23 protein-coding genes, 2 pseudogenes and 2 other annotated features are annotated in these 26,069 nt (G+C 37.0%); of the genes and pseudogenes, 9 read left to right on the top strand and 16 right to left on the bottom strand.

The genetic code is table 11. The annotated features are described in order from the left end of the window. Positions 1–94: 94 nt before the first annotated feature. The 3 genes from IGL23_RS03090 to udk form a co-directional block, all read right to left on the bottom strand. Positions 95–1,060 (bottom strand): Gfo/Idh/MocA family protein, encoded by a 966-nt coding sequence (locus IGL23_RS03090; protein WP_002379151.1) that lies wholly within the window; start codon positions 1,058–1,060, stop codon positions 95–97. 101 nt (positions 1,061–1,161) lie between these two features. After that, the gene (locus tag IGL23_RS03085) at positions 1,162–1,503 is read right to left on the bottom strand and encodes a type II toxin-antitoxin system PemK/MazF family toxin (RefSeq protein ID WP_002355703.1); all 342 of its coding nucleotides are present in this window, start codon (positions 1,501–1,503) and stop codon (positions 1,162–1,164) included. A gap of 168 nt (positions 1,504–1,671) precedes the next feature. Further along, positions 1,672–2,301, bottom strand: a complete 630-nt coding sequence (udk, locus tag IGL23_RS03080; RefSeq protein WP_002355702.1) for a uridine kinase — start codon at positions 2,299–2,301, stop codon at positions 1,672–1,674. 174 nt (positions 2,302–2,475) lie between these two features. Here udk and IGL23_RS03075 point away from each other — a divergent pair, with 174 nt between their 5' ends. Further along, positions 2,476–2,931 carry a GNAT family N-acetyltransferase gene (locus tag IGL23_RS03075; protein ID WP_002355701.1) on the top strand — a complete coding sequence of 152 codons (456 nt, stop codon included), beginning with the start codon at positions 2,476–2,478 and terminating at the stop codon, positions 2,929–2,931. Between the two features lie 34 nt (positions 2,932–2,965). Here the strand turns inward: IGL23_RS03075 and IGL23_RS03070 are convergent, their stop codons facing one another. Both IGL23_RS03070 and IGL23_RS03065 read right to left on the bottom strand, forming a co-directional pair. Further along, positions 2,966–3,646 carry a YjjG family noncanonical pyrimidine nucleotidase gene (locus IGL23_RS03070; RefSeq protein WP_002355700.1) on the bottom strand — a complete coding sequence of 227 codons (681 nt, stop codon included), beginning with the start codon at positions 3,644–3,646 and terminating at the stop codon, positions 2,966–2,968. After that, positions 3,643–4,425 (bottom strand): 16S rRNA pseudouridine(516) synthase, encoded by a 783-nt coding sequence (locus tag IGL23_RS03065; protein ID WP_002358774.1) that lies wholly within the window; start codon positions 4,423–4,425, stop codon positions 3,643–3,645. The genes IGL23_RS03070 and IGL23_RS03065 overlap by 4 nt, the downstream gene beginning before the upstream one ends. Before the next feature lie 330 nt (positions 4,426–4,755). Between IGL23_RS03065 and IGL23_RS03060 the strand changes: the two genes are divergently transcribed. Continuing rightward, on the top strand, positions 4,756–5,364 hold the full coding sequence (locus IGL23_RS03060) for a 50S ribosomal protein L25/general stress protein Ctc (RefSeq protein WP_002358773.1): 609 nt from the start codon (positions 4,756–4,758) through the stop codon (positions 5,362–5,364). 251 nt (positions 5,365–5,615) lie between these two features. Next, entirely contained in the window at positions 5,616–5,939 is a 324-nt protein-coding gene (locus IGL23_RS03055) for a DUF960 domain-containing protein (protein WP_002355697.1), read from the top strand. Between the two features lie 68 nt (positions 5,940–6,007). Here IGL23_RS03055 and IGL23_RS03050 read toward each other — a convergent pair. From IGL23_RS03050 to IGL23_RS03035, 4 genes and pseudogenes are all read right to left on the bottom strand, one after another. Beyond that, a pseudogene (locus IGL23_RS03050) lies at positions 6,008–9,022 on the bottom strand (polysaccharide lyase 8 family protein). 114 nt (positions 9,023–9,136) lie between these two features. Beyond that, a complete protein-coding gene (locus tag IGL23_RS03045; protein ID WP_002383066.1) occupies positions 9,137–9,937 on the bottom strand; it encodes a PTS system mannose/fructose/sorbose family transporter subunit IID in 801 nt (266 codons plus the stop codon). Beyond that, positions 9,930–10,721, bottom strand: a complete 792-nt coding sequence (locus tag IGL23_RS03040; protein WP_002358771.1) for a PTS mannose/fructose/sorbose/N-acetylgalactosamine transporter subunit IIC — start codon at positions 10,719–10,721, stop codon at positions 9,930–9,932. The genes IGL23_RS03045 and IGL23_RS03040 overlap by 8 nt, the downstream gene beginning before the upstream one ends. A 48-nt stretch (positions 10,722–10,769) precedes the next feature. Next, positions 10,770–11,663: a PTS mannose/fructose/sorbose transporter subunit IIAB gene (locus tag IGL23_RS03035; protein ID WP_239642621.1), complete on the bottom strand. Its 894-nt coding sequence runs from the start codon at positions 11,661–11,663 to the stop codon at positions 10,770–10,772. Positions 11,664–11,923: 260 nt separating this feature from the next. On the opposite strand from IGL23_RS03035, the gene IGL23_RS03030 reads away from it, so the two are divergent. Further along, positions 11,924–12,631, top strand: coding sequence for a GntR family transcriptional regulator (locus IGL23_RS03030; RefSeq protein ID WP_002366233.1), 708 nt, complete (start codon positions 11,924–11,926; stop codon positions 12,629–12,631). Between the two features lie 24 nt (positions 12,632–12,655). Here the strand turns inward: IGL23_RS03030 and IGL23_RS03025 are convergent, their stop codons facing one another. From IGL23_RS03025 to IGL23_RS03000, 6 genes and pseudogenes are all read right to left on the bottom strand, one after another. After that, positions 12,656–14,434 carry a glycoside hydrolase family 35 protein gene (locus IGL23_RS03025; RefSeq protein WP_033591675.1) on the bottom strand — a complete coding sequence of 593 codons (1,779 nt, stop codon included), beginning with the start codon at positions 14,432–14,434 and terminating at the stop codon, positions 12,656–12,658. 12 nt (positions 14,435–14,446) lie between these two features. Further along, positions 14,447–15,610: a glycoside hydrolase family 88 protein gene (locus tag IGL23_RS03020; RefSeq protein ID WP_010708292.1), complete on the bottom strand. Its 1,164-nt coding sequence runs from the start codon at positions 15,608–15,610 to the stop codon at positions 14,447–14,449. A gap of 271 nt (positions 15,611–15,881) precedes the next feature. Continuing rightward, positions 15,882–16,709, bottom strand: coding sequence for a hypothetical protein (locus IGL23_RS03015; RefSeq protein ID WP_002391333.1), 828 nt, complete (start codon positions 16,707–16,709; stop codon positions 15,882–15,884). A 3-nt stretch (positions 16,710–16,712) separates the two neighbouring features. After that, positions 16,713–18,452: a DUF2264 domain-containing protein gene (locus IGL23_RS03010; protein WP_002358767.1), complete on the bottom strand. Its 1,740-nt coding sequence runs from the start codon at positions 18,450–18,452 to the stop codon at positions 16,713–16,715. A 378-nt stretch (positions 18,453–18,830) separates the two neighbouring features. Next, on the bottom strand, positions 18,831–19,079 hold the full coding sequence (locus IGL23_RS03005) for a GlsB/YeaQ/YmgE family stress response membrane protein (protein ID WP_002355684.1): 249 nt from the start codon (positions 19,077–19,079) through the stop codon (positions 18,831–18,833). 106 nt (positions 19,080–19,185) lie between these two features. Further along, positions 19,186–20,816 (bottom strand): annotated as a pseudogene (locus tag IGL23_RS03000) (peptide ABC transporter substrate-binding protein). A gap of 147 nt (positions 20,817–20,963) precedes the next feature. After that, positions 20,964–21,196, top strand: a binding site (T-box leader). A gap of 155 nt (positions 21,197–21,351) precedes the next feature. Further along, positions 21,352–21,594: a binding site (T-box leader), on the top strand. 54 nt (positions 21,595–21,648) lie between these two features. Between IGL23_RS03000 and IGL23_RS02995 the strand changes: the two are divergent. The 3 genes from IGL23_RS02995 to IGL23_RS02985 are packed head-to-tail and all read left to right on the top strand — an operon-like array spanning position 21,649 to position 23,773. Then, a complete protein-coding gene (locus IGL23_RS02995; RefSeq protein WP_002383057.1) occupies positions 21,649–22,293 on the top strand; it encodes an amino acid ABC transporter permease in 645 nt (214 codons plus the stop codon). A 12-nt stretch (positions 22,294–22,305) separates the two neighbouring features. Continuing rightward, on the top strand, positions 22,306–22,941 hold the full coding sequence (locus IGL23_RS02990) for an amino acid ABC transporter ATP-binding protein (protein ID WP_002355681.1): 636 nt from the start codon (positions 22,306–22,308) through the stop codon (positions 22,939–22,941). Between the two features lie 10 nt (positions 22,942–22,951). Then, positions 22,952–23,773, top strand: coding sequence for an amino acid ABC transporter substrate-binding protein (locus IGL23_RS02985; protein ID WP_002368082.1), 822 nt, complete (start codon positions 22,952–22,954; stop codon positions 23,771–23,773). Positions 23,774–23,828: 55 nt separating this feature from the next. Here IGL23_RS02985 and IGL23_RS02980 read toward each other — a convergent pair whose 3' ends face one another. Then, the gene (locus IGL23_RS02980) at positions 23,829–25,049 is read right to left on the bottom strand and encodes a Fic family protein (RefSeq protein WP_033595039.1); all 1,221 of its coding nucleotides are present in this window, start codon (positions 25,047–25,049) and stop codon (positions 23,829–23,831) included. Positions 25,050–25,296: 247 nt separating this feature from the next. Here IGL23_RS02980 and IGL23_RS02975 point away from each other — a divergent pair, with 247 nt between their 5' ends. Together IGL23_RS02975 and IGL23_RS02970 are read left to right on the top strand one after the other, a co-directional pair. Beyond that, positions 25,297–25,740: a hypothetical protein gene (locus tag IGL23_RS02975; RefSeq protein ID WP_002355676.1), complete on the top strand. Its 444-nt coding sequence runs from the start codon at positions 25,297–25,299 to the stop codon at positions 25,738–25,740. A gap of 96 nt (positions 25,741–25,836) precedes the next feature. Then, positions 25,837–26,061, top strand: coding sequence for a DUF3955 domain-containing protein (locus IGL23_RS02970; protein ID WP_002390916.1), 225 nt, complete (start codon positions 25,837–25,839; stop codon positions 26,059–26,061). The last annotated feature ends 8 nt before the right edge of the window (positions 26,062–26,069 follow it).

Raw genomic sequence — 26,069 nt, 5'->3', positions numbered from 1 at the left:
GTCAAAACGGAATAGCCGAAGCTATCTGATTGAGTCAACTCGTCGCATAAAACACACTTTAACACAGAATAGTTTGGATAGCAAGTGATGGTAATTATTCGTTATCGAACCATTCTTGATAAAAACTTTCAACAATTTTAACGGTTGCTATCGTTAATTCCTTCGTCATTACGGGGCTAGTTAACTTTTTGTCTTGTAAACATTGATTCACATGATTGATTTCATACGTAAATTCACTAGTGAATTGTTCAGACCATTTGACAGTGTTGCCTTGAGTATCTGTATAATAAGCACAATCTGTTTTCCAGAAATTAGGAATAACGATTTGCCCTTTTGTCCCACAGATGGTCATTTCACTAGGTATCTTTAAACCAACATTAATAAAAATATTGCCCAGCGTCCCTTCAGCAAATTTCAAAGCTAAATTACATTGACTATCCGTCGCCCCTTGCTGATACGTTGCGGTTCCCGTAACCACTTGAATCTCTTTCCCTAATACGTATTGTAAGTATTGTAATGGATAACTTCCTGAGCCATGAAGCGCTCCACCACCCGCTTCTCTCGAGTAAAACCAGGGAATATGATCCACATTGGGATAGGCAGTAACTGACTGAACCCATAAAATCTCTCCCAATCTCCCTTCTTGAATTGTCGCCTTTACTTTTTGGGTAATTGGTAAAAAGACAGACTTCTGAGCTTCCATTAGAAAAACCCCTTGCTCCTGTGCGATTGCGAAGAGTTCTTCTGCTTCAGCAGCATTTAATGTAAATGGTTTTTCCAGTAGGACGGGTTTTCCTTGTGATAACGCAAGCTTAGCTGCTGAGTAATGTCCTTGATTGTAGGTGGGAATATAAATAATATCAATTGTTTCATCCTTACATAACTCTTCATAACTGCCATAAGCCACCGGAATCGCTAATTCTTTAGACATTTTTTGAGCATTCTCTAAACGCCTTGATGCAATCCCGCGCACTTCAGCTTGCGCGCTTTCTCGAAGCCCTGATACAAATCTTGGGACAATTTGGGCAGTACTCATAATTCCATAACGAATTTTATCCATGTGATCGCCTCCTCTTTCACTATACGAGAAAAACGAATATTTGGAAACCATTTCAACAAAAAAAGAAACCGTTTCCCCAAAACGATTTCTTTATATGTAAATTAACGGATACCAACGCTAACTTTTAAAGCTTGATTGACCTGTTCCATCTCTTCACGAGAAAGTTGACAAACCTTGTGTAGCATTCGTTCTTTATCCAATGTTCGAATTTGTTCTAACAAAATAAGTGATGGCGTCCTGCACTCGTTATGGGGAATTTCGATGAGGACTTGCGTTGGTTGCAGCCGCTTGCTTACGTTACGGGTAATCGGTGCAACAATCAACGTTGGACTAAATAAGTTACCTTTGTTATTTTGAATAATCAGGACAGGTCGAATCCCACCTTGTTCAGAACCAACAACTGGTGAGAGATTCGCATAAAAAACCTCACCTCTTTTTATCATTCAGATTCCCTTCCCTCCTTTTCCTTTAAAAAATTATAGCATATTGTTTCTTGCAATATTTTCAACTTTTTAGCTATCCCTTAAAATATTTGATAAAACCACCCTTTAAAAGTCAAAAAAAGCTTAAACAGTCGACTCTGATATAGAGACGGCTATTTAAGCTGACTATTACATTTTTGTTAAAATACTATCCACTTTTGTATTAATTAAATCAATAGCGACGTGGTTTTCGCCACCTTCTGGCACAATGATATCTGCATAACGTTTCGTAGGTTCAATAAATTGGTGATACATGGGCTTGACGACTGTCAAATATTGTTCAATCACAGAATCCAACGTACGGCCACGTTCTTCCATATCACGCTTGATTCGACGAATAATACGGATGTCATCATCTGTATCCACATACACTTTAATATCCATTAAATCCCTTAAGCGGCGATCTTCTAAAATTAAAATCCCTTCAAGAATAATTACTTCTTTCGGTTCTTGTATCACCGTTTCTGTACTTCTTGTATGCGCAACGTAGTCATAAACTGGCTTTTCAATGGCTTGATAATTTAACAGTTGTTCAACATGTTGAATCAATAAATCTGTATCAAACGCAAAAGGATGATCATAATTGGTATTTAAACGTTCTTCAAAACTCAAATGGCTCTGATCTTTATAATAAGAATCCTGTTCTAACATCATAATTGAATGATCGGGAAAATTATTAAAAATCGCACGGCTAACACTGGTTTTTCCGCTTCCTGATCCGCCAGTAACACCAATGATAATTGGCTGACTATCTTTCATGTATAAACCTCTTTCTTTTCAAAAACTTCATTGTCTTTTACTATTATAATGAAAACTCTGAAGAATGCCAGACCTTTTCCAAGACTTTTCATGTGATTTTTATCTTCTTATGAAAAATCTGCCCACACTTCTTTCAATTACAGTATACTTATCAATAAAAGGAGAATCCTACCTATGATTAAAAAAGTCAAAAAAGAAGCACTTACAACTGCGCATTACGCTCTTCTTTATGAGGCAGATCCCTCAAAAAAAATGGTGGAAGATTACATTACCCGCGGCATTTGCTTTGACTATCAGACTGAAGAACTTCAAGGAATTTTAGTCCTGTTGCCGACTCACCCACGGACATTGGAAATCGTAAACATCGCTGTCTCAGAAGAAAGCCGAGGGCGGGGCATCGGACAAGAGTTATTACATTTTGCCATTGATTTTGCCAAAAAAGAAAAGTATGATTACTTGGAGATTGGGACTGGGAGCACAGGCTTTCAACAGCTATATCTCTACCAAAAAGTCGGTTTTCGAATGACACATATTGAACCAGATTTTTTTATCCATCATTATGATGAGCCCATTATGGAAAACGGCTTGCCTTTAAAAGATATGGTTCGCTTACGGTTACATTTAAGTTAAAAAACAACATTTCCTGTACAGGAAATGTTGTTTTTTAATGCCCAAGAATTGGTAACAACTCATCTAGCTGTTGAATCGTATAATTGGGTTGAATTGTTGGTGTTGCTGGAGCGGAGGTCGGATTGAGCCAAACAGTTTGAATTTTCGCTTGTTGGCCTCCTTGAATATCTGAATGCAAAGAATCGCCAATAATCATTGTTTTTTCTCTACTAAAATTAGGAATCCGTTCAAAAACAAAATCAAAATACTCTTTCATCGGTTTTTGATAACCCACTTCTTCTGAAACAAAAATATCTTTGAAATAAGGCATTAATTTCGAATCTTCCAACCGACGATACTGTGTTTTTGCCACTCCGTTTGTCACAATATATAAATCATAATGGGGTGCTAATTTTTCCAAGATACGTTGACTATTGCCAAGCAAGTCATGTCCTTGACTTAAATATTCTCGGTAGTTTTCTCCCATTTTAACGCTATCAACTTCTCGATTAAACGCGTCAAACAATAAACCAAACCGTGTATCAAGGAGAACATCTTTTGTTATTTTTCCTTCTTCAAATGAACGCCATAATCCTTGATTAATTCGGTGGTACGTTGACTCGACTTCAGATGTAAATGGTACATTTTCTTCTTCAAATAAGGCATGGAGCGCCTTCTTTTCAGCCAATTTAAAATCTAACAATGTATCATCAACATCAAAAAGCAATGTTTTCATTTCCGTTCCTCTTCTCTTTTCAAATTACTCGGTAACGCTTTGCTTGTTTGTTGTTTTTCAATAAAAAAATAAGGCAATAGCAATTGTAACTCTTCTCTTGTTAATGAACGATAAGCACCTAAAGGTAATTGCGGATCTAGCCGCAACGGCCCCATAGTTTGGCGTTTTAAAGCAGTCACTTTTTTCCCCACGGATAAAAACATTTTTTTCACTTGGTGAAATTTTCCTTCTTGAATAGTCAGGAAAACATGACTCTCCGTTTCAGTCGCTGCAAGAACAGTTATTTTTGCTGGCTTACATTGAATGCCTCCTTGCAAAACAATCCCATCTTTAAATTTAGCACAATCTTCTGCAGAGACCAAACCATTGACTTTCACTTCATAACATTTCGCTACTTCTTTATTTGGCCGAATTAATTGATACCCTAATTGTCCATTATCTGTTAATAGAAGTAACCCTTCCGTATCGCCATCGAGTCTGCCCACTGGATAAAGACCAGGGCGTCTGTCTTGTGGCGCAATCAAATCAATAACTGTTTTTTTAGATGCATCTGAGACAGCGCTAACCACACCTTTTGGCTTATTCAACATATAGTACACATGGGTCTTATGCGAAATTAATTGTCCTTTTACTTTAATCATTTGTAATTGCGCATCGACATTTTGGCTTTCATTTAAAGTCACGATGCCATCCACAGTGACCTGCTTGCCTCTGATTATTCGTTTCACCGTTTTGCGTGATCCAAACTGAAGTTCTTCTAGTAATTTATCTAATCGCATTGTTCCGCTCCATTCTGGTATTAGTATAGTGGAATCCGTTAAAGATGAAAAGTAGAAAAAGGTAATTCCTTGACGTATAAAAATATAAGTGTTACGGTTAATAAGTAAAGTAAATAAAGGTTTCTCAAAAACAGCGTAATGACCTGGGAGAGAACAACGATAACAATGAACCATTCCCATGAGTGTTGCCTGGCAATATTTGTGGGGATTTTTTGATTATTGTTAGCATTTTTCTAGACAAGAACAACTGAAAAAAGAGTTTCTTTTTTCCATTATGTTTTGTTTCTGAGTTTAACCAAATCACTCATTATTTCAAGGAGGAATTAGGTTATGTCAGTACAATTAGAAGTTAAAGAAAGAGCTATCCGTCCACGTTCACTAAGAAATCAGCTACGTCACGAAGGGAAAGTACCTGCCATTGTTTACGGTTACCAAATTGAAAGTACACCAATCTATTTTGAAGAAAAAGACTTATCAAAAATTTTACGCGAACATGGTGCTAACACCGTTATTAAAATGACAGTTGATGGCAAAAACATCAACACATTAATGTCGAAAGCACAATTAGATACCTTTACTGGTCAAATGCTTCATGTTGAATTCTTATCTGTAAATATGAAAGAAACAACAGAAGTCGAAGCAGAAGTTCAATTAATTGGTGAATCTGCAGGTGTGAAAGCTGGGGGTACCTTAGCTCAAAACTTGTACACTGTTTTAGTGGCAGCCACACCAGATAAATTGCCAGAATCAATTGAAGTAGATATTACAAACTTAGAAATTGGTGATGCTCTTACAATCGCTGATTTACCTGAACACAAAGACTATGAAATTTTAACTGATCCAGAAGAACAACTAGTTGCTATTGTTGAAGCACAAACTGCTCCTGAAGAAGAAGAAGGAACAGCTGCTGAAACGACTGAACCAGAATTAGCCGAATAAAGAGTACACTTTTGTTCAGCTGATTCTCTTAAGTTTTAGAAATGGGATGTACGTTGAAACAACGTACGTCCCATTTTCTTTTTACTGCATGTCGTGATTTCTTCACATAAATGATGACACCTGCAAAGCTAGGAAGCTACAGAGGAATATTAAATTTTTGCTAATCTACGCAATATTTTCAAACGAAACAATTTCTTTTTTTTAAATTTGCAGTATACTAAAAGTAAGTAAACAAAAAGGAGGTCATCCATATGTTTGAACGTTTTGATAGTGACCGTAGCCGCTATGCTTCATTAGGTGTTGTTTCTAGCTTACCTAGTGGCTTAATTGATAGTATTTGGTTGATTATTGACTTAAATCTAAAAGGGGTTATCCCTTTAAACGACTTACTTCACTTTGATTTGTTGAACAATAATGGCAAAGTGACTGTCCATTTTTCTCAAGAAAATAGTTCAGTAGAAATGGCCATCGACTTACCATTTAGTTATTCTACGGCATATCCGTCGCGAATTTTTGCTTTTGATGATGGCCATCGTGAAACGATTTTATTACCTGCAGAAATGTTAGAATCTTAAATAATTTCAACAAAGTAGCCTCAAATTCCGATTAAACTGGAATTTGAGGCTACTTTAATTTCTTTTAGTTATTCTACAATAATTTGTTTACTACTTCCTGCAGCATTTTCAAAATTAATAGTAAAGGTTTCTGTTGCATCATCATAAGTGATTCCGTCACTTTGACTAATTACTGTGCTGTAATCTTTTGGTATTTTTAAAGTCAGTGTCTTAGTTGTTTGTGTGGGATTAGAGAAAGTATACGTTTTTTGGTGTTGTTGTGTCTTTCTCATTAAAGAAATAGCTTTATTTGAGGTAATCCCTGCTATTGTACCGCCAGTTTCTGACCAAATGTTAACCCCAAGATAGCCTTCTTCTTCTTGATTAACTGCTTGAATTTCTTCTGTATTTGAGAGAACTTCTACTGTTTTTTTGGCAGCATATGTTTTTAAATCAGTTTCATCGATTCCTGGTAAAACTACATAAGCATAATGCTCGTTCGTTGGGTGTTGACCATGTTGAATCGTAAATGTTCGATAATCACCTACATATTCTTTATCACTTGGAAATGCTTCATTAATTGCTTTATAGGTTCCTTTTCTAGTTTCACTTTTAACATTTACCGTTGTTTCTTCTGGAAAATAATAACCCATATTAGCATTGGAATGATCCGACTTTAGTAATAACCATTGTTTTTTACTCGTTTCATTTTTCTCATGAATCTCCCCAATATTTGATAGCACTTGATACTGATACGCATCATTTAACAAACGATTATCAACAACTGTCTCAATCGAAGCTTCTGTATCCCCTTTAATTCCTGCGCCTAATGCGATAATTTGCCCATTTAATACAAACCAAGATTTTTTAGCTTGTAGGTTCATAGGTAAAAGTTTCCCATTATTTTTGGTCCCGTCTTTATTAAGAGCCATCCCTACTACTGCCTGATTGTCTGACGTTACTCCACCAACCCATTGCTCTTTCGATGTGATTATTGTAAATGCTGAAACTTCATCTGCCAAAGAAATGGTATCTACCGTTGTTCCTGGTAGTCGATAGGGATCTACAGTTGGCCAATAGCTGGAATTAAATTGAACCTCGTCATCATTATATACGTACATCATTCCGTCACCAGTGTGCCAGCCACGTTTATTTTCTTTATTCCCTGCTTCAAAAGATGCAGTGCGCTTTGAATACAAGCCTAGCCCAAACATATAACTAGGTGTGCGTTGGACAAATCGATCCATCGAAGCATAAAGTTTCGTGCCTGTAAAAGGAAGTTGCCCTCCCGTAATTTCTGGATTAGTTAAAAGTTGCATAGTCATCTGTAAATCATTAAAATCACGAGCATTCGTCAAATAATAATCTGGGTTCTCCTTCATCCAATATTTAACGGCTTCTTGAAATTTCTTTTGATAATTATTAGGGGCAAATTTAGCCACAATTAATAAATTATACATGGTAGTTGAGCCATAGCCTGTTTTTCCAACTGCTGGGGCTCTTGAGATGGAACGGCCATTCACGGTTGGTAGCATTTCACCTTTATAAATCAAAGGAAGAAAGGCACGATCAACATTTTCAACAAATTCTGTCACAAGAGTTGCATCCATTTGAAAAGATGAATCTGCTGTAATGGCCAAAATTTGTCCAACCCCTTTCACCAAAACATTGCCATACGAACCTGTATAAGGAATGTTATTGTGCTGGATAAAAGAACCATCTTGGTAAAAACCATCACCTTTTGTGACTAATTTAAATACATCGACGATACTACTGGATGCTTGGTTAATTTTCCCGCTATCCTTTTGTAAAATTCCTAACCCCAAAACAGTTAAAGCTAAGTCCGTTCGGTTCGCTCCTGATGTCACAAAATTTGGGATAAAAGCTAAATCCACAAACGTTCCTTGTGGTTTTGTATACAACTGTTTAAACGGATCTGGGACATAACTGCTCAGCGCATTTGTATAGATTTGTTGCTTTTCCGGAGAAACTTTATCCTCTAAAATCATTAGAATATTAAGAAACTTCTGTGGCACACCAATTTGCCAGTCCCACCAATTTCCGTGGTACTTTTTCCCATCATATCCTTTTTGCGTCACCATAAAATCTAAGCCATCAATAATGGTTGCTGCCAATTTGTCATCTTGGTAAAGCGTACTCCCCTTCGTTCCATAGGCTAACGCTAATTTTTGCAATTTGGTAAATTGAGTCGTTAAATCAGCCGATGGCGTATTGCCAGGCTCTAGTGGCCATAAATAGCTGCGGTTCGGCTCTTTATTCATCGTTTGATCGAGTTCTGTTGCTTCATTGGAGATTTTTTGGACGTAGTCTACAAGCGCTTGGTTAGTTGAATCATATTCTTTGGAAACAAGCTGATTTCGCCATTTTTCTTTTTATTCTCGGTATTCTGCAGATGAATCGATAACAGGAATGCTACCAACGGAGCCACTTTTCATAGAAATGATATTCAGCTTTGATAGATTACCAAATAGTCTAATTCCTACAGCGCCCGTCCAGTCATCATTAATGGACGTACCATCAGGATAATGAACCTCTTCATTTTCATAAAATAATTGATCATTCAGGAATGTCTGAATTTTTTTTCCGTCATAGCGAACCAGCAGTTTATATTGTTGGCCACTTAGCAATGTTGGCCCCGGAATATTAGTTAGCCATTTACCGCCTGGTTGTCCTAATTGCCAGCGGCCGTCACGATTATAAGCAAAAGATTGCCATTGACTCGTCTTTTGTTTATCTCCGCGAAAAACCAATCCGAAGTTACTTTGTCCTTCATATAAAAAGGTTAGTTCAAGATCTCCTGAAGATTGTTCGCGTGCATCAAGATTGATAGAGACAGATTCGAGGTTTGTCCCTTGCTTCGTGTTTGCGATCCATAAACCAGCAGAATCATTCTTTTTTTCTGCTGTTCCCACCAAATCTTGCCAATGCCCAACTTGATTGGGGAAATCTGAAATGTAAGAGGGTTGCTCAATCGTTTGGCTCGCTTCGTTTTCTTCTGCAAAGGTAAGGGTGGTTCCCATAAATCCACTCGTCAAAGCAGTAAACAGTCCGACCAGCATTACCCATATTTTCCTGTTTTTCATTCTTTCTCCTCCTAAAAAATTATCGTAAAACGCTTACATACAAATCAGAGAAAAAGAGTGAAGAAAAATACTTTCTACACTCTCCGACTCTCTGAAAATCACTTAATATACTTTTTACGCCAAAATACCAAAGGCACTCAAAACAATCGATAAAATTAAAATAATCCAAATCACTCGTGTGGAATTTAGTTTCTTTTGACCTAACATCCAATAAGTCAAAAGAACAAGTAAGATTGGAACTAAGGAAGGCAAAATCGCATCTAACGTATCTTGAATAACTAATTCGACCCCGTTCTTTTTATAAACAAAAGGAACTGTCGCCTTGATAACTGAAGGAATTAAGGCACCAATCACAGTCACACCAAGAACAGTTGCTGCATTCGTAAAGGCAGATAACTTGTCTTTTAAGGTCGTCACTAGTTTGACCCCTTGCTTATAACCAAGTGGTAAGAGCGCGGCCCGACCAAACAATAGTGCAATATTTGCAATAATCCAAATAACACAGCCAACCACCGAACCATTTTGAGCCAGTGTCCCTGCAACAGAGCCGAAAATCGTCCCCCAAATAACGTGGAATAAAGAGTCCCCAACGCCTGCCAAAGAACCCATCAGAGCTGTTTTTAGCGCAATAATTGTTTCTTTCGCTTTATAGCCATCTTGCTCTTCAATCGCAACATCAATCCCCATAATTAAATTCCCAAAAATAGCATTGGTGTTAAAAAATTGATTGTGTGTGCGCATCATATCTTGAAATTGTGCTTCATCATGACCATAGAATTTTTTTAAAACAGGCAAGATGCCGTATAAATATCCTGAACTCATCATACGTTCATAGTTCCAGTTTAATTGGCTTCCTAAAATATAACGCCAGCTAATTGCATTTAATTCTTTTTTTGTCAGTTTATGCTTACTCATCGCCGTCATATCCTCCTTCAAAATCACCATTTCCTGTTGTTGCTTGTGTCGTGCTTTTTGCCCCATCACGTTTAAATACAAGCATCGCTGCTACCATCCCAACTATCGAAACACCTAACATTGGAACTTTTAAATAAGCCGCTAAGAAAAAGCCTAATAGTAAATAGGGGATATATTGCTTCGTTGGCAAGTAACGTAATAAAATTCCTACACCGACAACAGGTAATACCCCTCCAGCTGTTTTTAAGCCCGTCATTAGCCATTCTGGCATGTTATCGGTAATCGTTGTTACTACAGCATCCCCCGCTAATAACATTAATAAAATCGGAATGGCACGAGACAGTCCCCACAGAACAGAACCAGATAAAACTAAGCGTGGAATCCGTTTTACTTGCATCTTATCAATCGCTTTATCGACACTATGAAGTAAAAAGACATTACAAAAACGGGCGACTACATCTAGTTGCAACATCAACAGAGAAACAGGAACAGCTAAACCAATGCCATACTCCGCTCCTTTTCCAGAGATTACAGCGAAAGCGGTTCCTAAAACAGCCCCTGTGAAATAATCAGGTACCGATGCTCCACCAAAAGCAGCAATTCCTAAACGCATTAATTGAAGAGTGCCGCCAACCATTAAACCAGTTTTTAAATCTCCCATAATCATTCCAGAAATCATTCCAGCAATAGCTGGTTGCGTCAACGTATTTGAAATAAGTGAGTCATTAATAGCAATAAACGCATAAATAGTAATTAAAATAATTTGATACGCTGCTAAATGCATTGAAATTTCCTCCTAAATTTAAAAATATTCTTTCTTAGTCTGACAGTTTTAGCCGCGTAATTTTTTCATAAAATCAACGACTGGATCGTTTGGAACTAATTGGGCTGTCACAGTGACGCCTTTTGAAGCGATTGTTTCAAAAATTTGTTCTTCTTCTGGTAAAACTTGAATACTTTTTGTTACTTCGCGTGCTCCTTCTTTGTAACTCATATTCCCAACATTTACAGTTTTGATAGGTCCTTGCGCTTCGATAAAGCGGAGTACATCTTTCGGATTTTTAAATAATAAAAATAAACGCTGTTTACCATATTTTCCTGATTGAATATTTTTAGCAGCAGCTTCTACTCCAAGAACAGATAAACGCATCGAAGAAGGCGCTGCCATTCTCAAAGATGATTTTTGTAAAGGATCTGTAGCAGCCTCATCATTGGCTACAATTATTCGCTGTGTACTAAGACTTGTCGACCAAATTCCCGCTACTTGTCCATGAATTAACCGTTCATCAATCCGTGTGTTTACAATATTTTCTTTTCCAGCATATTGACTATAGTTACTTAATTCTTTTTCTTTTCTGGCTTCTGAAATCTCTTGTTCTGCTTGATTCATTCCAGCCTTTACATCAACAATATTTTCTTGTGCTAAACAAACTAATTCTTTAATCGAAGCCTGTTGATTAACCACTGCTTCAATCACAACAGATAGCGTCATCCCTGCAATAATTTCCACTCCGTCAACGTTCAAATAATTCTTAGTTGCCACGTTACATGGCGTTCCTCCTAGTAAATCAGCAATAATCAGTGTCGTACCGTTAAGGGCTTTCATTTTTTCATTTAGCTCTTTCTCAAATTGAAGATTGTCGCTATCTGGTCGTAATGAGACTGTATGCACGTGTTCTTGCCGACCAACGATCATTTCTAAGCTAACTTTGACGCCTTCAGCCATGCTACCATGACTAATTAGTACAATGTTTTCCACGAGTTTCCCTCCCTAGATGTAGGTGACCCTACTTAACATGTTATGTTCTCTACGAACTTACTATAACACATACTAAGTTATCCGTAAACCTAATATCTTAATATATTGAATTTATTTTTTTGAATTCTTTAAATAAAAATTGTCTTTCCTCTTTTTCAAAGTGTTTGCTAAAGGCTAGTTAACATGTTATGCTTAATTCATTCGATTACTAGAATGGAGGCAATCGCATGTTACCTAAATATGAACAAATTAAACAAGACCTTTTACGTGAAATAAAAAATCATACCTTTATTCCTGGTGATAAATTTTATTCTGAAGCCGATATTAAACGAAAATATGCTGTTAGTTCTATCACAGCTGTCAAAGCACTGAATGAGCTGACCAGTGCAGGTTACTTGTATCGTATCCAAGGAAAAGGGACCTTTGTTTCGAAATCAAAAGTTTCGCAAAATGTAAAATTTTCTGATATCGAGTTGCATTCTTTAGACTCTGAAAAAGTTAAAGTCCTTTCAATTGAAGAAGAAAATCAAGCCGAAATTTTAAAGGAATTAGGCTTACCAGCTAACGCTTCTTATTATAGAATCAAGCGTGTACGCTATTCTGAAGATACACCCTTTCTCGTACATATCACACATCTTCCCAAAAAGCTTGTTAAAGAGCCGCTCTCAAAGGACCTCACAGCTTATGCAAGTGTGTATGAACGAGTCCGTAAAGATTTTTCAGTAGACCTCTTCTCGTTAGCTTCTGTAGAAACAAATGAAATTGTCTTTCCCGAAGATGCTGAGTTATTGAACTTACTTCAATTAAGTTTTCGTGAACCCGCTGTTAAACAAGTTAAACATTCCTATCTCGCAGATGGTAGTGTTGCTGAATATATTATTAGTTATAAACATTGGAAATATTTCAAAACCAAAATAGAAGTAGAAGCCGAATAAATTTCAGCTTCTACTTCTATTTTTTTAGTCTATGATTACTTGATTCGTAAATTTCAAGTACTCAATGTCAATTCCCTCTGTTTCAAAAATTACTACTTCATTTTGTCCTTGCTGTAAAAATTCTTTGGGACAATACAGCGAATGAATGGGTCCTATTTCCCAATAACGACCTAGATGATGACCATTGACCACAACGAATCCTTTGCCGTAGCCTCGACAGTCAATATACGTGTCTGCTAGCTGTTCTAATTCAAATGTTACTTGATAAAATGAAGGCTGCAATGGATTTTTTCCAGCTGTGTAATCAATCTTGGCTAATTGCTCTTGTGAAAAAGTTAAGGGATAGTGTTGATAGCCTTGGTGAAAATGAATGTCTTGCATCACTCCACCTCGAATTCCTTTACTTTGTGTCGGATTATTTAATTTAAAGCCATAATTAACGCGACCTAAGTTTTCCACTAAGATATCTAACGCAAGTGTGTCTTTTTCAGTTTGTCCTAAAATCAGTAGCTCTTCTCCCACTGTCTCTTGATATTGGGTAGCAGCTAAATCTCCATCTACATAAATGTGTAAACGATCACTGGCCTCGACCACTTTTAGTTTATTTTCATGATGATAATTTTTTAAATCAAACGAATAAAGCAAGTAGCCATAGCCTGAGCCAGCTTCTTCCATACTTAATGGATACGTGGTGGTCTTCGGTGTCATCATTTGATCTTTTACTGCGAATAAGGATACGCTAGCAGTTACTGGAAAGCTTCCTAAATTCCCCAGTTTTTTCGTGCGTGGTTGTGCTTGCCAAACTTCTGGACATACTTCTTTAATTGCTTTTTGAACGGCATAATATTTTTCTGTTGGTTCTCCTGCTTCTGTTAATAAAGCATCATAATCATAGCTAGTGACTTGAGGTAAATCTTTTGCACCTCGCGCCGAACACCCGTTATAAAAGCCGAAATTTGTTCCTCCATGAAACATATAGAGATTTAAAGAACCCACTGCCAGCATATCTTTTACTTCTTTCGCCAAGTCGGTACCTTCCCGCTGAATCACTGGTTCGCCCCAACGATTGAACCACCCATCCCAGTATTCCATGCACATCAACGGCCATTTTTTACCATGACGAGTCATAAATTTTTTCAAAACGGCAGCATTTTCTTTCGAATGACTACCAAAATTTCCTGTCACAAAAACATCCTCTTCAATTAACGTACCCGCATCCAAAACCTCTTCCCAAGCGCCATCAGATGTAAAAAGAGGAACCTCAATCCCCAGTTCTTCCATTATCTGCTTGGTTTGTCGCAAGTACGCTTTCTCCATGCCATAGGACCCATATTCATTTTCAACCTGCATCATGATCACTGGTCCACCTTGTGTTATCTGCAGCGGTGCTAGTTTAGGCAATAATACTTGAAAATAGTTACGAACTTTAGTCATAAAAATAGGATCTGTCGAACGTAATCGTACGCCTTTTTCTTTCAAAAGCCATGCTGGTAAGCCACCAAACTCCCATTCTGCACAAATATAAGCCGAAGGACGCAGAATAACTAGTAAATTCAGTTTTTCTGCCAAGCGGACAAATGCTTCAATGTTTTTCATTCCTTCAAAATCGTATACGCCTTCTTCTGGTTCATGAATATTCCAAGGAATGTAGGTTTCTACTGTATTAGCTCCTAAAGCTTTCAGATTATAGAGGCTATCTTCCCATTGTCTAGGTGTCATTCGAAAGTAATGAATCGCCCCGCTAATAATTTTTATTGGTTGTCCATTTAATAAAAAGTCTTCTTTAATCTCAAACGTTTGCATCATTTTTCCCCTTTACCAGTATCTTTGCCATGATGGTTTTGCTAAACGTATTAAGGCTTCCATGTAAAAATAATCGCCCCATAAGTTGGGTTCATCAATCCCTTTTCCTTCTGCATGTGCGTAAACACCATGGAGTAGCAGTCCTTCATTTTCGGAATCATTTTTCGTACGATAATATTCTCCTAATTGATAAATCATTCCTTTGGCAAGCTCTTTTGCTTGAGGAAAAGCCTGTAGTTTGTCTGCTTCCAATAAACCACATGTCGCAATTGCCAGTGCCGAGCTATCTTTGTCAGATGGCATTTGGTCATTAAAATCAAAATCCCAATAGGGAATTAAATCTGCTGGCAAATGAGCTAGAAAAACCTCCACTATTTGTGGATACATTTCTGGAAATGGTTGGGAATGGAGAAATGTTTCGTTTAGGGGAATCCCTAAAATTGCCCAACTTTGGCCTCGTGCCCAAATGGAAGTATCACTATGTCCTTGATGCGTAGCTCCATGTTTTGGTTTGCCTGTTTCTGGATCAAAATAATAGGTATGATAAGTTGTCGCATCGGATTTAATCACCGTTTTCATTAACGTATGATAGTGACGTGAGGCAATTTCCTCATAAACCCTATTTCCAGATAATTTAGTTGCTTCAAATAAAAGCGGTAAATTCATTAATGAGTCGATAATTAATCGATATTCTTTGGGATCACCATAATGGCCCCACGCTTGGATGAAGGAGCCATTTTCTTGGAATCGTGCTGACAATACTTCAGCGGCAGCTAGCACTTCTTGTTTACAGCGCTCATCACCGGTAATTTTATACCCAGCACCCGCCGATAGACTATATAAAAAACCAATGTCATGGTGGTCCAAAACAAAATGCTCCTCTAATCGTTGTTGAAAGCTGTCAATATTTTCCATTGCCAGTAAACGAAATTTTTCTTGGTGAGACCACTCATATGCCAGCCAAAGCATGCCTGTCCAAAAGCCATTGGTCCAATCATCGTTAGCTTTGAGACGATATCGACCATTCGTAGCACAAGCTGAAGGAAACTGTGTTCCGAAACGCTGCATATTTTTAGCAATTTTTGAAACGCATTCATTTAATTGCGTTTGAATCCATTCATCTGTGACATTTTCTCCTAGAGAGATCAGTCTTTGTTTATTTTCTTGACTACACATCTCCATCACTCCTTAACTTGTTAACATATTAACTTATTGTATTATAACGTAAAAGAAAATAAAAAGCGACCTTTCTTGATTATTTATCTTAAAAACAAGAGCGTGGGACAAAAATCACTTTGGATTTTTGCTCCACGCTCAAAAACTGATAAACGGCGGGAAAAGAACCAACTCCTTCGGAAATAAGCCGAAATTCTCCAAAAATCAAAGATCAATTTTCGGAAATTTCTTCTTATTTCTCGGAGCTAAACGGTTCTGTCCCGACCTCTTGTTATTTATTCCGACCGAATACTTCAATTTGGGTCAACGCTGGAAATGGAGAAGAGTCCAGCGCTTTTCGTAAGCATTTTAATGTCAAAGTTTGTGTTGTTTTCATTGGGAACTTTATTTCTTGAAAACAGGCGGTATTCGTTGTGGCAACTACTCGTTCCTCTCCATCTGAAAAAGCTAAAGTGACTTCCTCCCAATAGCTATCATGTGGGTAATCCGCCCGAAATAGCAAGCGGATCCAGTCCGTTTCTACAGGCCTGCCAAAGTCAATCGTTAACTGTGCCTCCTTTTGTTGGTTAATTCCCCAAGAAGCAAATGGATACGAGCCATGAGAAAGGTTACCAAACTTAGAATCAATAGCATTTTTCGCAAAGAAAACAGCATCGTCTCTCGTTTCAACGTTTGCATACGCATGGGGATAGGCTCCTGAATATTCTTTTTGGTCATGTGTATTCATAGAAAGATTTTGATAATTGTCTTTTTCAAACGTGTGCGCTTGTCGAACCATTATTTGGTGCCTTGCTGAATGAAAGGCCGTATCAACAAAAGCTTTTCGAGCAGATTCTTCTAATGGAATTTGATATTCCCAAACTTTTTCTTTCAAATAAATCAATGAAGGAGCCAAAGTTTCATCTAATTGAACCATCAAATAAGGGGTAGCCCCTGTATAAGTCACTACAATTTTATCGCCAACTTGATAAAGGTACTGTTTAATTGCTAATACCGCTAACGTGTCTCCCTCCGCCATGAATGGCGCTTCTGGCTTCTCGTGATCGATTCGGCCAGTAATAATCTGATTGTCTTTATTTTTCAATTCGATTTTTATCATTTTTTATTCCTCCCTTGTCACACCGCCTACCAAACAAATCAGGCGATGTGTTCCTATTGGTAGCTCTTTTTGCAAATAAGGTAAACTTGTTCTTGGGAAAAACAACGATGTATTGGGTTCAGGTTGAAGAATACCTGCGTGGTCATACCCTTCAATTGCAACTATTTGCGAACCCAATTCTCCTGAATCGACTCTAGCCCACTCTTTACCAAGTTCTTTTTCTGAAAATTTTCCAAGTAACGGTAGACTGAATCCTCCTTCGCGCACTTTTAATGGAACCGATGTCACTATTTCATGTACTCTAACATGCCATTCTCCAAAAGGATAAATGGTTGTTTCAATTTCTACTTCTTGAAAAGGTAGCCATTTATAATAAACTTGCTCCTCTGTTAAATAAAAATCATGAACTTTCCCTTTAACACGAAAATATTCACCATCACGAGAAACAGCCAGTACGTTATCAAAAGCCCCCTCCTCATAACACGTTTCAGCTTTGGGAACGCTAAAACCAAAGCGGCTAGAATAGACAAATTTACTATATTTAGCCGCAGCATGCGCTTGATTTTCAAGCCATAGTCCTGCAGGATAGCCGAGGACATGCGTTTTCATTTTAGGATGGATTAATAACATGTTTCCCTTTTCTATCAAACGCTTTTCTTCTCGTTTTATCGCCAGCGGTTCAGCACGCCAAAACGGATGGTCTTGATCCACTGCGAGCAACAAAAATGTTTTAAAAGCCCAATACGGAGAGCCTGGTGCATTATAACCTTCTGCCATTACTAAATTTTCGTAATGATAGCCAATGGACAACCGACCATCATAAGTGAAAATAGTCTGTTGCATCCAACAGTGTAAATGTTTTGCTAACAGCGTTTTTATTTGTCCCCAAGGTAACGCCTCTACTTCTGCAAATATCAAAGCTGCGAAAAACGCTCCTTGAGCAAACCGATACGTTTGACTACGTCCGTAAGGTAACGCTTCGCCCTCCTCATCAAAATAGTACAGATAGTCCTGCGCGAACATAACGGCTCGTTCTGTAAAACGTTTCGCACGAACAGGATCTCTTTCTCGCATAAATTTGACATAAATCAAACTATAATAATGAAAAGCAAACGAAATATAATAATCTCTTTGCGTAGTTTTACCATCCATATACCAACCATCACCTAAATACATGCGTTCAATCAACGCCAATTCTTCCTCTAGTTCCGTTTGGTTAATCACTTGTCCACATCCCTCGAGTGCTAAACGAATGAGCACTTTGAAAAACGTCCAATTATTTTTAGGAATTTTACAACCAAGTGCCTTATTTAACCAAACCATGATATTTTCTTGCTGTTTCTCAGAAAAACAGGACCAAAAATATGTCTTATGAAGCAATAAAGTTAAAGATAATGCTGCTGCTTCCACAATATATTGATCATAATCAACAATATCGCCCCAATAGTCTGGGGATGACGGATCAGTTCCTGCGATTAATTTTTCCACATAAGCATCTCTTAAAACATCATCTTTACAAGTAACCCAATACGGTCCAATTCCCCATAATGGTCGAATGAGCGCTTCCATTTCAGCATGTTGCTGATCATAGACAGCACCACTGGACCCAAAATTTACGCCAGGTTTTTCTGATGTTAAAATAGCCGTTTTTAAAGGTGTCATGATTGTTTCAAAAGCTTCCAAATATGCTTCTCTGGTCAAAAAAAGATTACTTTTTAACGATTCCATGCTTTTCGCCCCCATTAGTTTAATTCAAAGAATAACAAGGGCACTTATTTTTTTCAACTATCGTTTAATGAATAAAACGGCGTATTATGAGAGCAGCATTTCACCTTCCCCAAACTTAACATATTAATTTTTTCTTTATTTTTGTTGAACCTTGAGCTATTCACTTTATCCAACAAAACTTCCATTATCAAAAATGAATAATAAATGAAAAATAAGCAGTCTAACGCAGGAAATTCTCATAATAAATATTTTTAAAAAAAAGAGTCTATGACAAAAATCCAAAGAGATTTTTGTCATAGACTTAAAATATGAGAGAAAAGACATCAAAAGTAATGGTTTGATCAACCTTCACAAGTTTTATGATGCTTTTCAAGATATCATTTTGATACAATTTTACGCCTTGCGGTTTACAATAAAAGAGTAAATAGCGATACAGATAATCGCTCCTAGCAACGCTGAGATAATCGGAAAACCGCCGATGACTGGTCCTAAAGAAGGCAACAAGAGTGATGCTACCCAACTCCCTAAAAAGCCCACGATAATATTTCCAATAATGCCACCTGGCACGTCTTTTCCTAAAATTGCGCCAGCAATTGCGCCAATAATTCCTCCGACAATTAATGCCCATAGAAAGCTAAACATTTGAAAAACCTACCTTTCATAGTTGATTTTTTTAGTTAATTTTCCTACTTTAAGGATAAAACAGAAAGCAGACTTTTTCAAAAGATAGGACTTTTCAGAAGTCAATTTATTCTTCTACATAAGCTAAACGATAGGATACTGTGCGACCAAAAGAAAATACTTGCAAACCTTGTAAGCGATCTGATTTCAAGTAACCAATGGCTCCTTGGAATAGTGGTAAAACACCAGCATCTTTTTCAATTAATGTTTTTTCTAGACTTAGTAATTCATTCCAGCGTTTTTCAGGTTCATTGGCGTAATCTTTTCTAACTTTTTGGAGACCCGCATCATACGCTGAATCGTTATAACCAGAAGTATTTAAGCCACTTTTTGAGTCATAAAATTCTAAAAAATTAATGGGATCAGCATAGTCAGGTGTCCATGTTCCAAAGGCTAAATCGTAATTACCTGCTGTTTGTAAATCCAAACGATTTTGCAAAGGCAGTGATTTTAATTTGATTGTTAAACCTGGTAAATTTTGTTGCAATTGCCCTTGAACAAATTCAATGGTTTTCTTGGCAATCGCTGAGTCCGCTGAGATTAGTTCCAATTCAATTTTATCTTTGCCCAACTCTTCTTTCGCTTTGGTCCAGTTAGCTTGGGCTTCTTTAATATTATATGGCAACAAATCACCATTTTCTTTGCGGAAATCTTCACCTGTGTCTGGATTTTTTGCAAAATTAGCTGGTACAAAACCATTTAAAGCTGTCGAGCCATCTCCTAAAATTTCTTTTGCAAAAGTTTCTTTGTCAATCGCTTGTAAAAAAGCTTTTCGAACATGTTCGTTGCCGGTAATTTCACGGCGATGATTGGGGCTTAAATAACCCACCATGGCTTTAGGTACAAAATGCGCTTGTTTTGACTCTTTATACTGAAGTGCATAAGTATCTGCTAAAACAGTGTAATCTAAGTCGCCATTATCAAAAAGATTGGCTCCTGTGCCAATTTCTTTCACTACTTGAACATCAATTTCATTCAATTTTACGTGTTCTTTATCCCAATAATGATCATTCTTCTTCAATTTCCAAGTTTCGGATTGCCATCCCAACCTGAAATTACAAACGGCCCATTGCCAACAAAATTATCTGCAGAAGTCCCATAGGCAGTACCTTTTTCTTTGGCAAAGGCTTCATTTTTAGGCATAAAAGGTGTCCCAACCAAGACTTGGGCTAAATAAGGAATTGGATTTTCCAATGTTAGTTCTAGTGTCTGGTCATCGATTGCTTTGACACCAAATTCTTCCATCGTGGCTTGTCCTTCCCGCACCGCACGCCCATTTTTAAAAATATCCATTTGATTACTGCTACTTGAACCATACGCTGGATCGACCACGTTTCTAAACGCAACTACAAAATCCCCTGCTTTAACTGGATCCCCGTTTGTCCATTTTGCTTCTCGTAACTTGAATGTATAGACTAACCCGTCTTCACTAACTTGTGGCTCTGCTTTCGCCATAGCTAGCTCAGGATCTCCGTTTTTATCTTGTCGATACAAGCCTTCAACTACTTGACCAATCATATCGGAACTATAGACATCTGTATAATGAGCGCTGTCTAATGTCGAGAGTTCACCACCAGATGCGACGTTAATTTTCTGTGTAGCTGGTTCGTTTGAGGTCGTTTTCGAACCGCCACTTCCACATGCTGCTAAAACCAAGCCCAGTGCAACAAGTCCGATTAACCACTTTTTCTGTTTCATACCAAAACTCCTCCTTCTGTTCAAACAACTTACCTACATTTTACATGATTTTCCATACATTTGTCCTTTTTCAGCACTTACTTTTTGAAAGAAAAATATTTTTTTAAGAATAAGAGTTGACAGATATTTTTTCTGGTGGTAAAGTATTGAAAAACAGAGAACAGAAGAGTAACTGTTTCCTTTAGTGAAGAGAGTCTTTGGTTGGTGGAAAAAGACGTAAAGAAACAGCGAACCACATCTGGGAGTTGACTTTTTGAACCCTTAGTAGGAAAGTCCGGGACCACTCGTTAACAGGCGAAGTTATGAACTTCATAAGGTTCGTGTTGCGAAACACGAATAAACTAAGGTGGAACCACGATAATTGATTATTCGTCCTTTGGCTATTCAGCCAAAGGACTTTTTTGTTTTTTTAGATGCGCTTTTCAACCTGAGAGAGTGCCTCAACTGCTCAAGTCTGTTGTCCTCTTTTCTATATGCTTAATGGGATAAGCTAGAAAAGCAACAGGTTTTCTGTTCCGTTCGAACAATTTCATACTTACAATCAAGGCTTAGGACATAGTAATTTAGCTCTTCCTTTACAGAGACTTTTTCATTGGCTGAAAGAAAAAGATGGATTCTTCTTTACTCACACCTAAAAGATGTTTTTCTGAATCCTTTAGTAAGAAAAACCGGTGACTCTATCGTTAACAGAGAGTAGTTGTCAACGCAACTACATAAGGCTTATCTTGTGAAAGATAAGTAAATTGAGGTGGCACCACGAATACGATTCGTCCTCTTGGCTCACAGCCAAGAGGCTTTTTTGTTTTTTTAATAAAAATTGTTGGAGGAAAAAATGATGGATTATATTTTAGAAATTTTACCTGCTTTAGTTAGCGGAGCTGGCATGACACTGAAAGTCTTTTTCTTTACGCTCCTTGGCTCGATTCCACTGGGGATCATCATTGCCTTTATTTTACAAAGTTCGTTTAAACCTTTACGTTACTTAATTAACCTCTACATTTGGTTAATGCGCGGCACTCCGCTATTGTTACAATTAATTTTTGTTTTTTACGGCTTACCATTAATTGGTATTGTCTTTGAACGTTATGATGCGGCCTTATTCGCATTTATTTTAAATTATGCTGCGTACTTTGCTGAAATTTTCCGCGGGGGGATTCAAGCAATTCCCCAAGGTCAATATGAAGCTGCTAAGGTTTTACGTTTAACACGTTTTCAAACAGTCACGCGGATTATTTTGCCACAAGTTGTTAAAATCGTGCTGCCTTCCGTAGGAAATGAAATTATCAATTTGGTCAAGGATACTTCTCTTATTTATGTTCTTGGCTTAGGCGATCTTTTACGTGCTGGTAAAATTGCGATGAGCCGCGATGTTACATTAGTGCCATTAGCTTTAGTGGGAGTGATTTATTTACTCTTTACGGCAATTTTGACTGTTGCTTCTAAGAAAATTGAAAAATTCTATCAATATTATAAATAGGAGGACTCTACCATGTTAACTATTAAAAATTTAACCAAACATTTTGACAACCGGACCATTATTGATCACTTAAATTTAGAAATTCCAGAGGGTAAAATTTTAACGATTGTTGGTCCTTCAGGCGGCGGAAAAACCACTTTACTTCGTTGTTTGGCTGGTTTAGAAACCATTGATTCTGGTGAGCTTTTGTTGGATGGTGTTCCTTTCAATCCTGCTGAAATGGACAATGCCGATCAAGTGGTTGGGGTCGTTTTCCAGGATTTCCAACTTTTCCCTCACTTATCAGTTTTAGAAAACATTACCTTAGCACCTACATTAGTACTAAAAGAAGAAAAAGCAAAAAGTCAGCAAGAAGCTTTAGAATTACTGGAAAAATTGGGCTTGGCTGGTAAAGAAAAACTCTATCCGTACCAACTTTCCGGTGGACAAAAACAACGAGTTGCACTTGCTCGTGCCTTAGCAATGAAGCCAAAAGTTCTTGGGTACGATGAACCAACGAGCGCGCTAGATCCAGCTTTACGCCAACAAGTGGAAGAAGTTATTTTAGATTTACGGAAACAAGGCATGACACAGATTGTCGTGACCCACGATATGGCTTTCGCTGAAAAAATTGCAGACAATCTTTTGACGGTTGCCCCCGTCCAATAGAAAGGAGTTTATGATGAAAAAGAAATATTCTTTAGCCTTGCTGGTTATCTGTTGTAGTTTACTCCTATTTGCAGGTTGTGGTAAAAGAAAAAGCAACGAAGATCAATGGACACGGATTAATGAAGAAAAACGGATTATTATTGGCTTAGATGACTCCTTTGTGCCCATGGGTTTTCAAGATAAATCAGGCAAAATTGTCGGCTTTGATGTCGACTTAGCCAAAGCGGTTTTTAAACTTTATGGCATTTCCGTTGACTTCCAACCGATTGATTGGTCTATGAAAGAAACAGAATTACAAAATCAAACCATTGATCTTATTTGGAACGGCTACACTAAAACGAGCGAACGGGCCGAAAAAGTTCAATTCACACAACCTTACATGACGAACGACCAAGTACTTGTTTCTTTAAAAGAAAAAAACATTGCAACAGCGAGCGACATGCAAGGCAAAATTTTAGGGGTTCAAAACGGCTCTTCTGGCTATGATGGCTTCGAAAGTCAGCCCGACGTTTTGAAAAAATTTGTTAAAGACCAAACGCCTATTTTATATGACGGCTTTAATGAAGCTTTCTTAGATTTAAAATCTGGCCGAATTGATGGGCTCCTAATTGATCGCGTCTACGCCAACTACTATCTTTCCCACGAAGATAATTTAAAAAACTATACTATTTCTCATGTCGGCTATGACAATGAAGATTTTGCTGTGGGCGTCCGCAAATCAGACAATCAATTAGTCCAAAAAATCAATACTGCCTTTGAAACGTTACGAAAAGATGGCACCCTTAGTAAAATTTCTCAAAAATGGTTTGGAGAGGACGTTACAAATCATTAAAAGTTGACCAATAAAAAATCCTGAAACTCTCAAAATCAAGAGATTCAGGATTTTTTTATCCAATTGTTTCTTCAAATTGTTGAGTGATTCGATACGTTTTCGGTTTCTTCCCTTGAACTTGAATGTACGCTTGTTTTTCTAATGTTTCCGTTATTCGCTTAACTTTTCCGTAGGACCAGTTTTGATTTTCTTGAATCTCTTTAATCGACACACTTTCGGTGCCATTTCTAAACATATGTGCTTGAATTAATAAAAACAGAACACTGCATTCATCTTCAGGTAACTCTGAATGTTTTAACCATTGCGTGGCTCTTTTCAACTGATTAGTCCATGTTCTCAGCTCTTCTAAAATTTCCGTTTGTCCTAATAAGATAAATTCATACATCGTCTGAACAAAAAGAGTTACTTCTCCTCTATTTCTTGGATTTGTGACTTCGGAAAAAGCTTTTTCATATTTTCTCTTATTATGGATTACGGCATTGGAAACAGTCAATCCTGTCAGTGGATCCAATTTTCTAGAGAGATAGTTAGACATCAAAAAACGGCCCATTCGTCCATTCCCATCATAGAAGGGATGAATATACTCAAAATAGTAATGACTGATACAACATTTAAGTAAGCTTGGTAGTGCTGTTTGATTCATAAAAAGGATAAGTTTTTCTAGATCAGCTATAATACTTTCTTCGTTGGAACTCCCCTGATGAACAACTTTGTCTTTATCACTGATATATACAACAGATTTCCTAAATAATAAACCGTCTGGATAGTCTTCTTCTTGGATATCAGCTTTAAAGAGTTCATCATAGATTTCTCTAAATTGACCTAATGTTTCTATTTTTAGTATTTTATCAGTTACGATACCTTTATACATGTTTACAATGCCCTGAAATCTTTCAGTTGAATTAGCATTTAATTTGTGTAAAACTTTGCTAATATCTTTTCTTGAACTTTTAACCCCTTCAATTTCATTCGTACTTTGTATCTCTTCAATCAATTGATAAAAAAAAATATTTTTTTGTACAATTTTTGGTAATTTATGTATATATCTCATTATTTCTTGAGAATTTTTCATAATTTTTTCTTGTAATACGCTGTGTTGAAGTAAAGGAACGTAGAATAACTCATAGGTTTCTTTTGTTTTCCGTTCTTCTTTGTCAAAGGGGTGGATAAATAACTTAGTTTGTAAAGTAGAGTCAAAATTTAAACGTTCTTGATATTTCTTTTCAAAAGAATCTCTATTTTTATAAAAATCTACTTTTAGTAATTTATATGTCATTATACCCCTCTTTTCTTATTCTAAATTACAAAAAAACGTTTTTTTGTAATTTAGAATACCTTTCACTTAAATTTAACATTCAAAATTACAAAATTCAACTATTTTATAATTTTAAATTTACATAGAAAATTTAGCAAATTCTAACTTATGAAGAACTTTTATTTTTGCTACACTAGTAAAAGTCGAGAGAATTTGTCCTTTTCTGCCTAGAACAATCATTACTCTCAATAAATGAAAGGAGAAAAAAATGCCTACTAATAAAAAAGAAGGAATGCTTTTTACTACGTTAATGTGCTTTCTGATGGTTTTCGGAATGAGCACCTATAATTTATTATTGCATGGAGAATTTTCATTGTACGCCTTATCAAAAGGTTTGCTTCCTGGATTTATCGTTGCTTTTATTTTAGACGTTTTCATCGTTGGTGTCTTAGCTAAGAAAATCGCTTTTTCTTTACCCTTTAATAAAGAAAAACGGCTATTACTTATTCTGACCATTTCGAGTCTCATGATTATCGGCATGGTGACTTGTATGTCTTTATTTGGCTTATTAATGGAAGGCCAGACGTTGTCACTAAGTGCGTATTTCCAAGCTTGGGGTCTGAACTTTATTGTTGCCCTTCCTTATCAATTGCTGATTGTCGGTCCCTTTTCACGTATGATCTTAACCAATTACCAACAACGACAAACTTAGAAAATAGATTTCTTATCTAAGTTTTAACAGTTGCCTAAAAAAAAGTTAACCTTTTTGATTTATCTTAGTGATAGTTCATTGAAGGAGGAACTGAAGTTGAAAAAATATCGTATTAGCTTATTTCTTGGCTTGATTAGTCTTTTATTATTTATGACCTCTATTTTAGTTGGATCAACATTATCTAGCGATGGACTTTTAAAAGAACCCGCCTTTTTCTGTACGCCGCTCGGTTACTTTTTTCTCTTCATCGCCTTGCTTTCGGTTATAACAATCACATGTAAAGAACATATGAATCAAAAAGGTAAAACAAAACAACCTTAAAAAGAGCC

The sequence above is a fragment of the Enterococcus sp. MSG3299 genome, from assembly GCF_050555765.1.
GTDB lineage: Bacteria > Bacillota > Bacilli > Lactobacillales > Enterococcaceae > Enterococcus > Enterococcus faecalis.
Note: the sequence above shows the minus strand (reverse complement) of the source record. Positions and strands in the feature narration are given on the sequence as shown.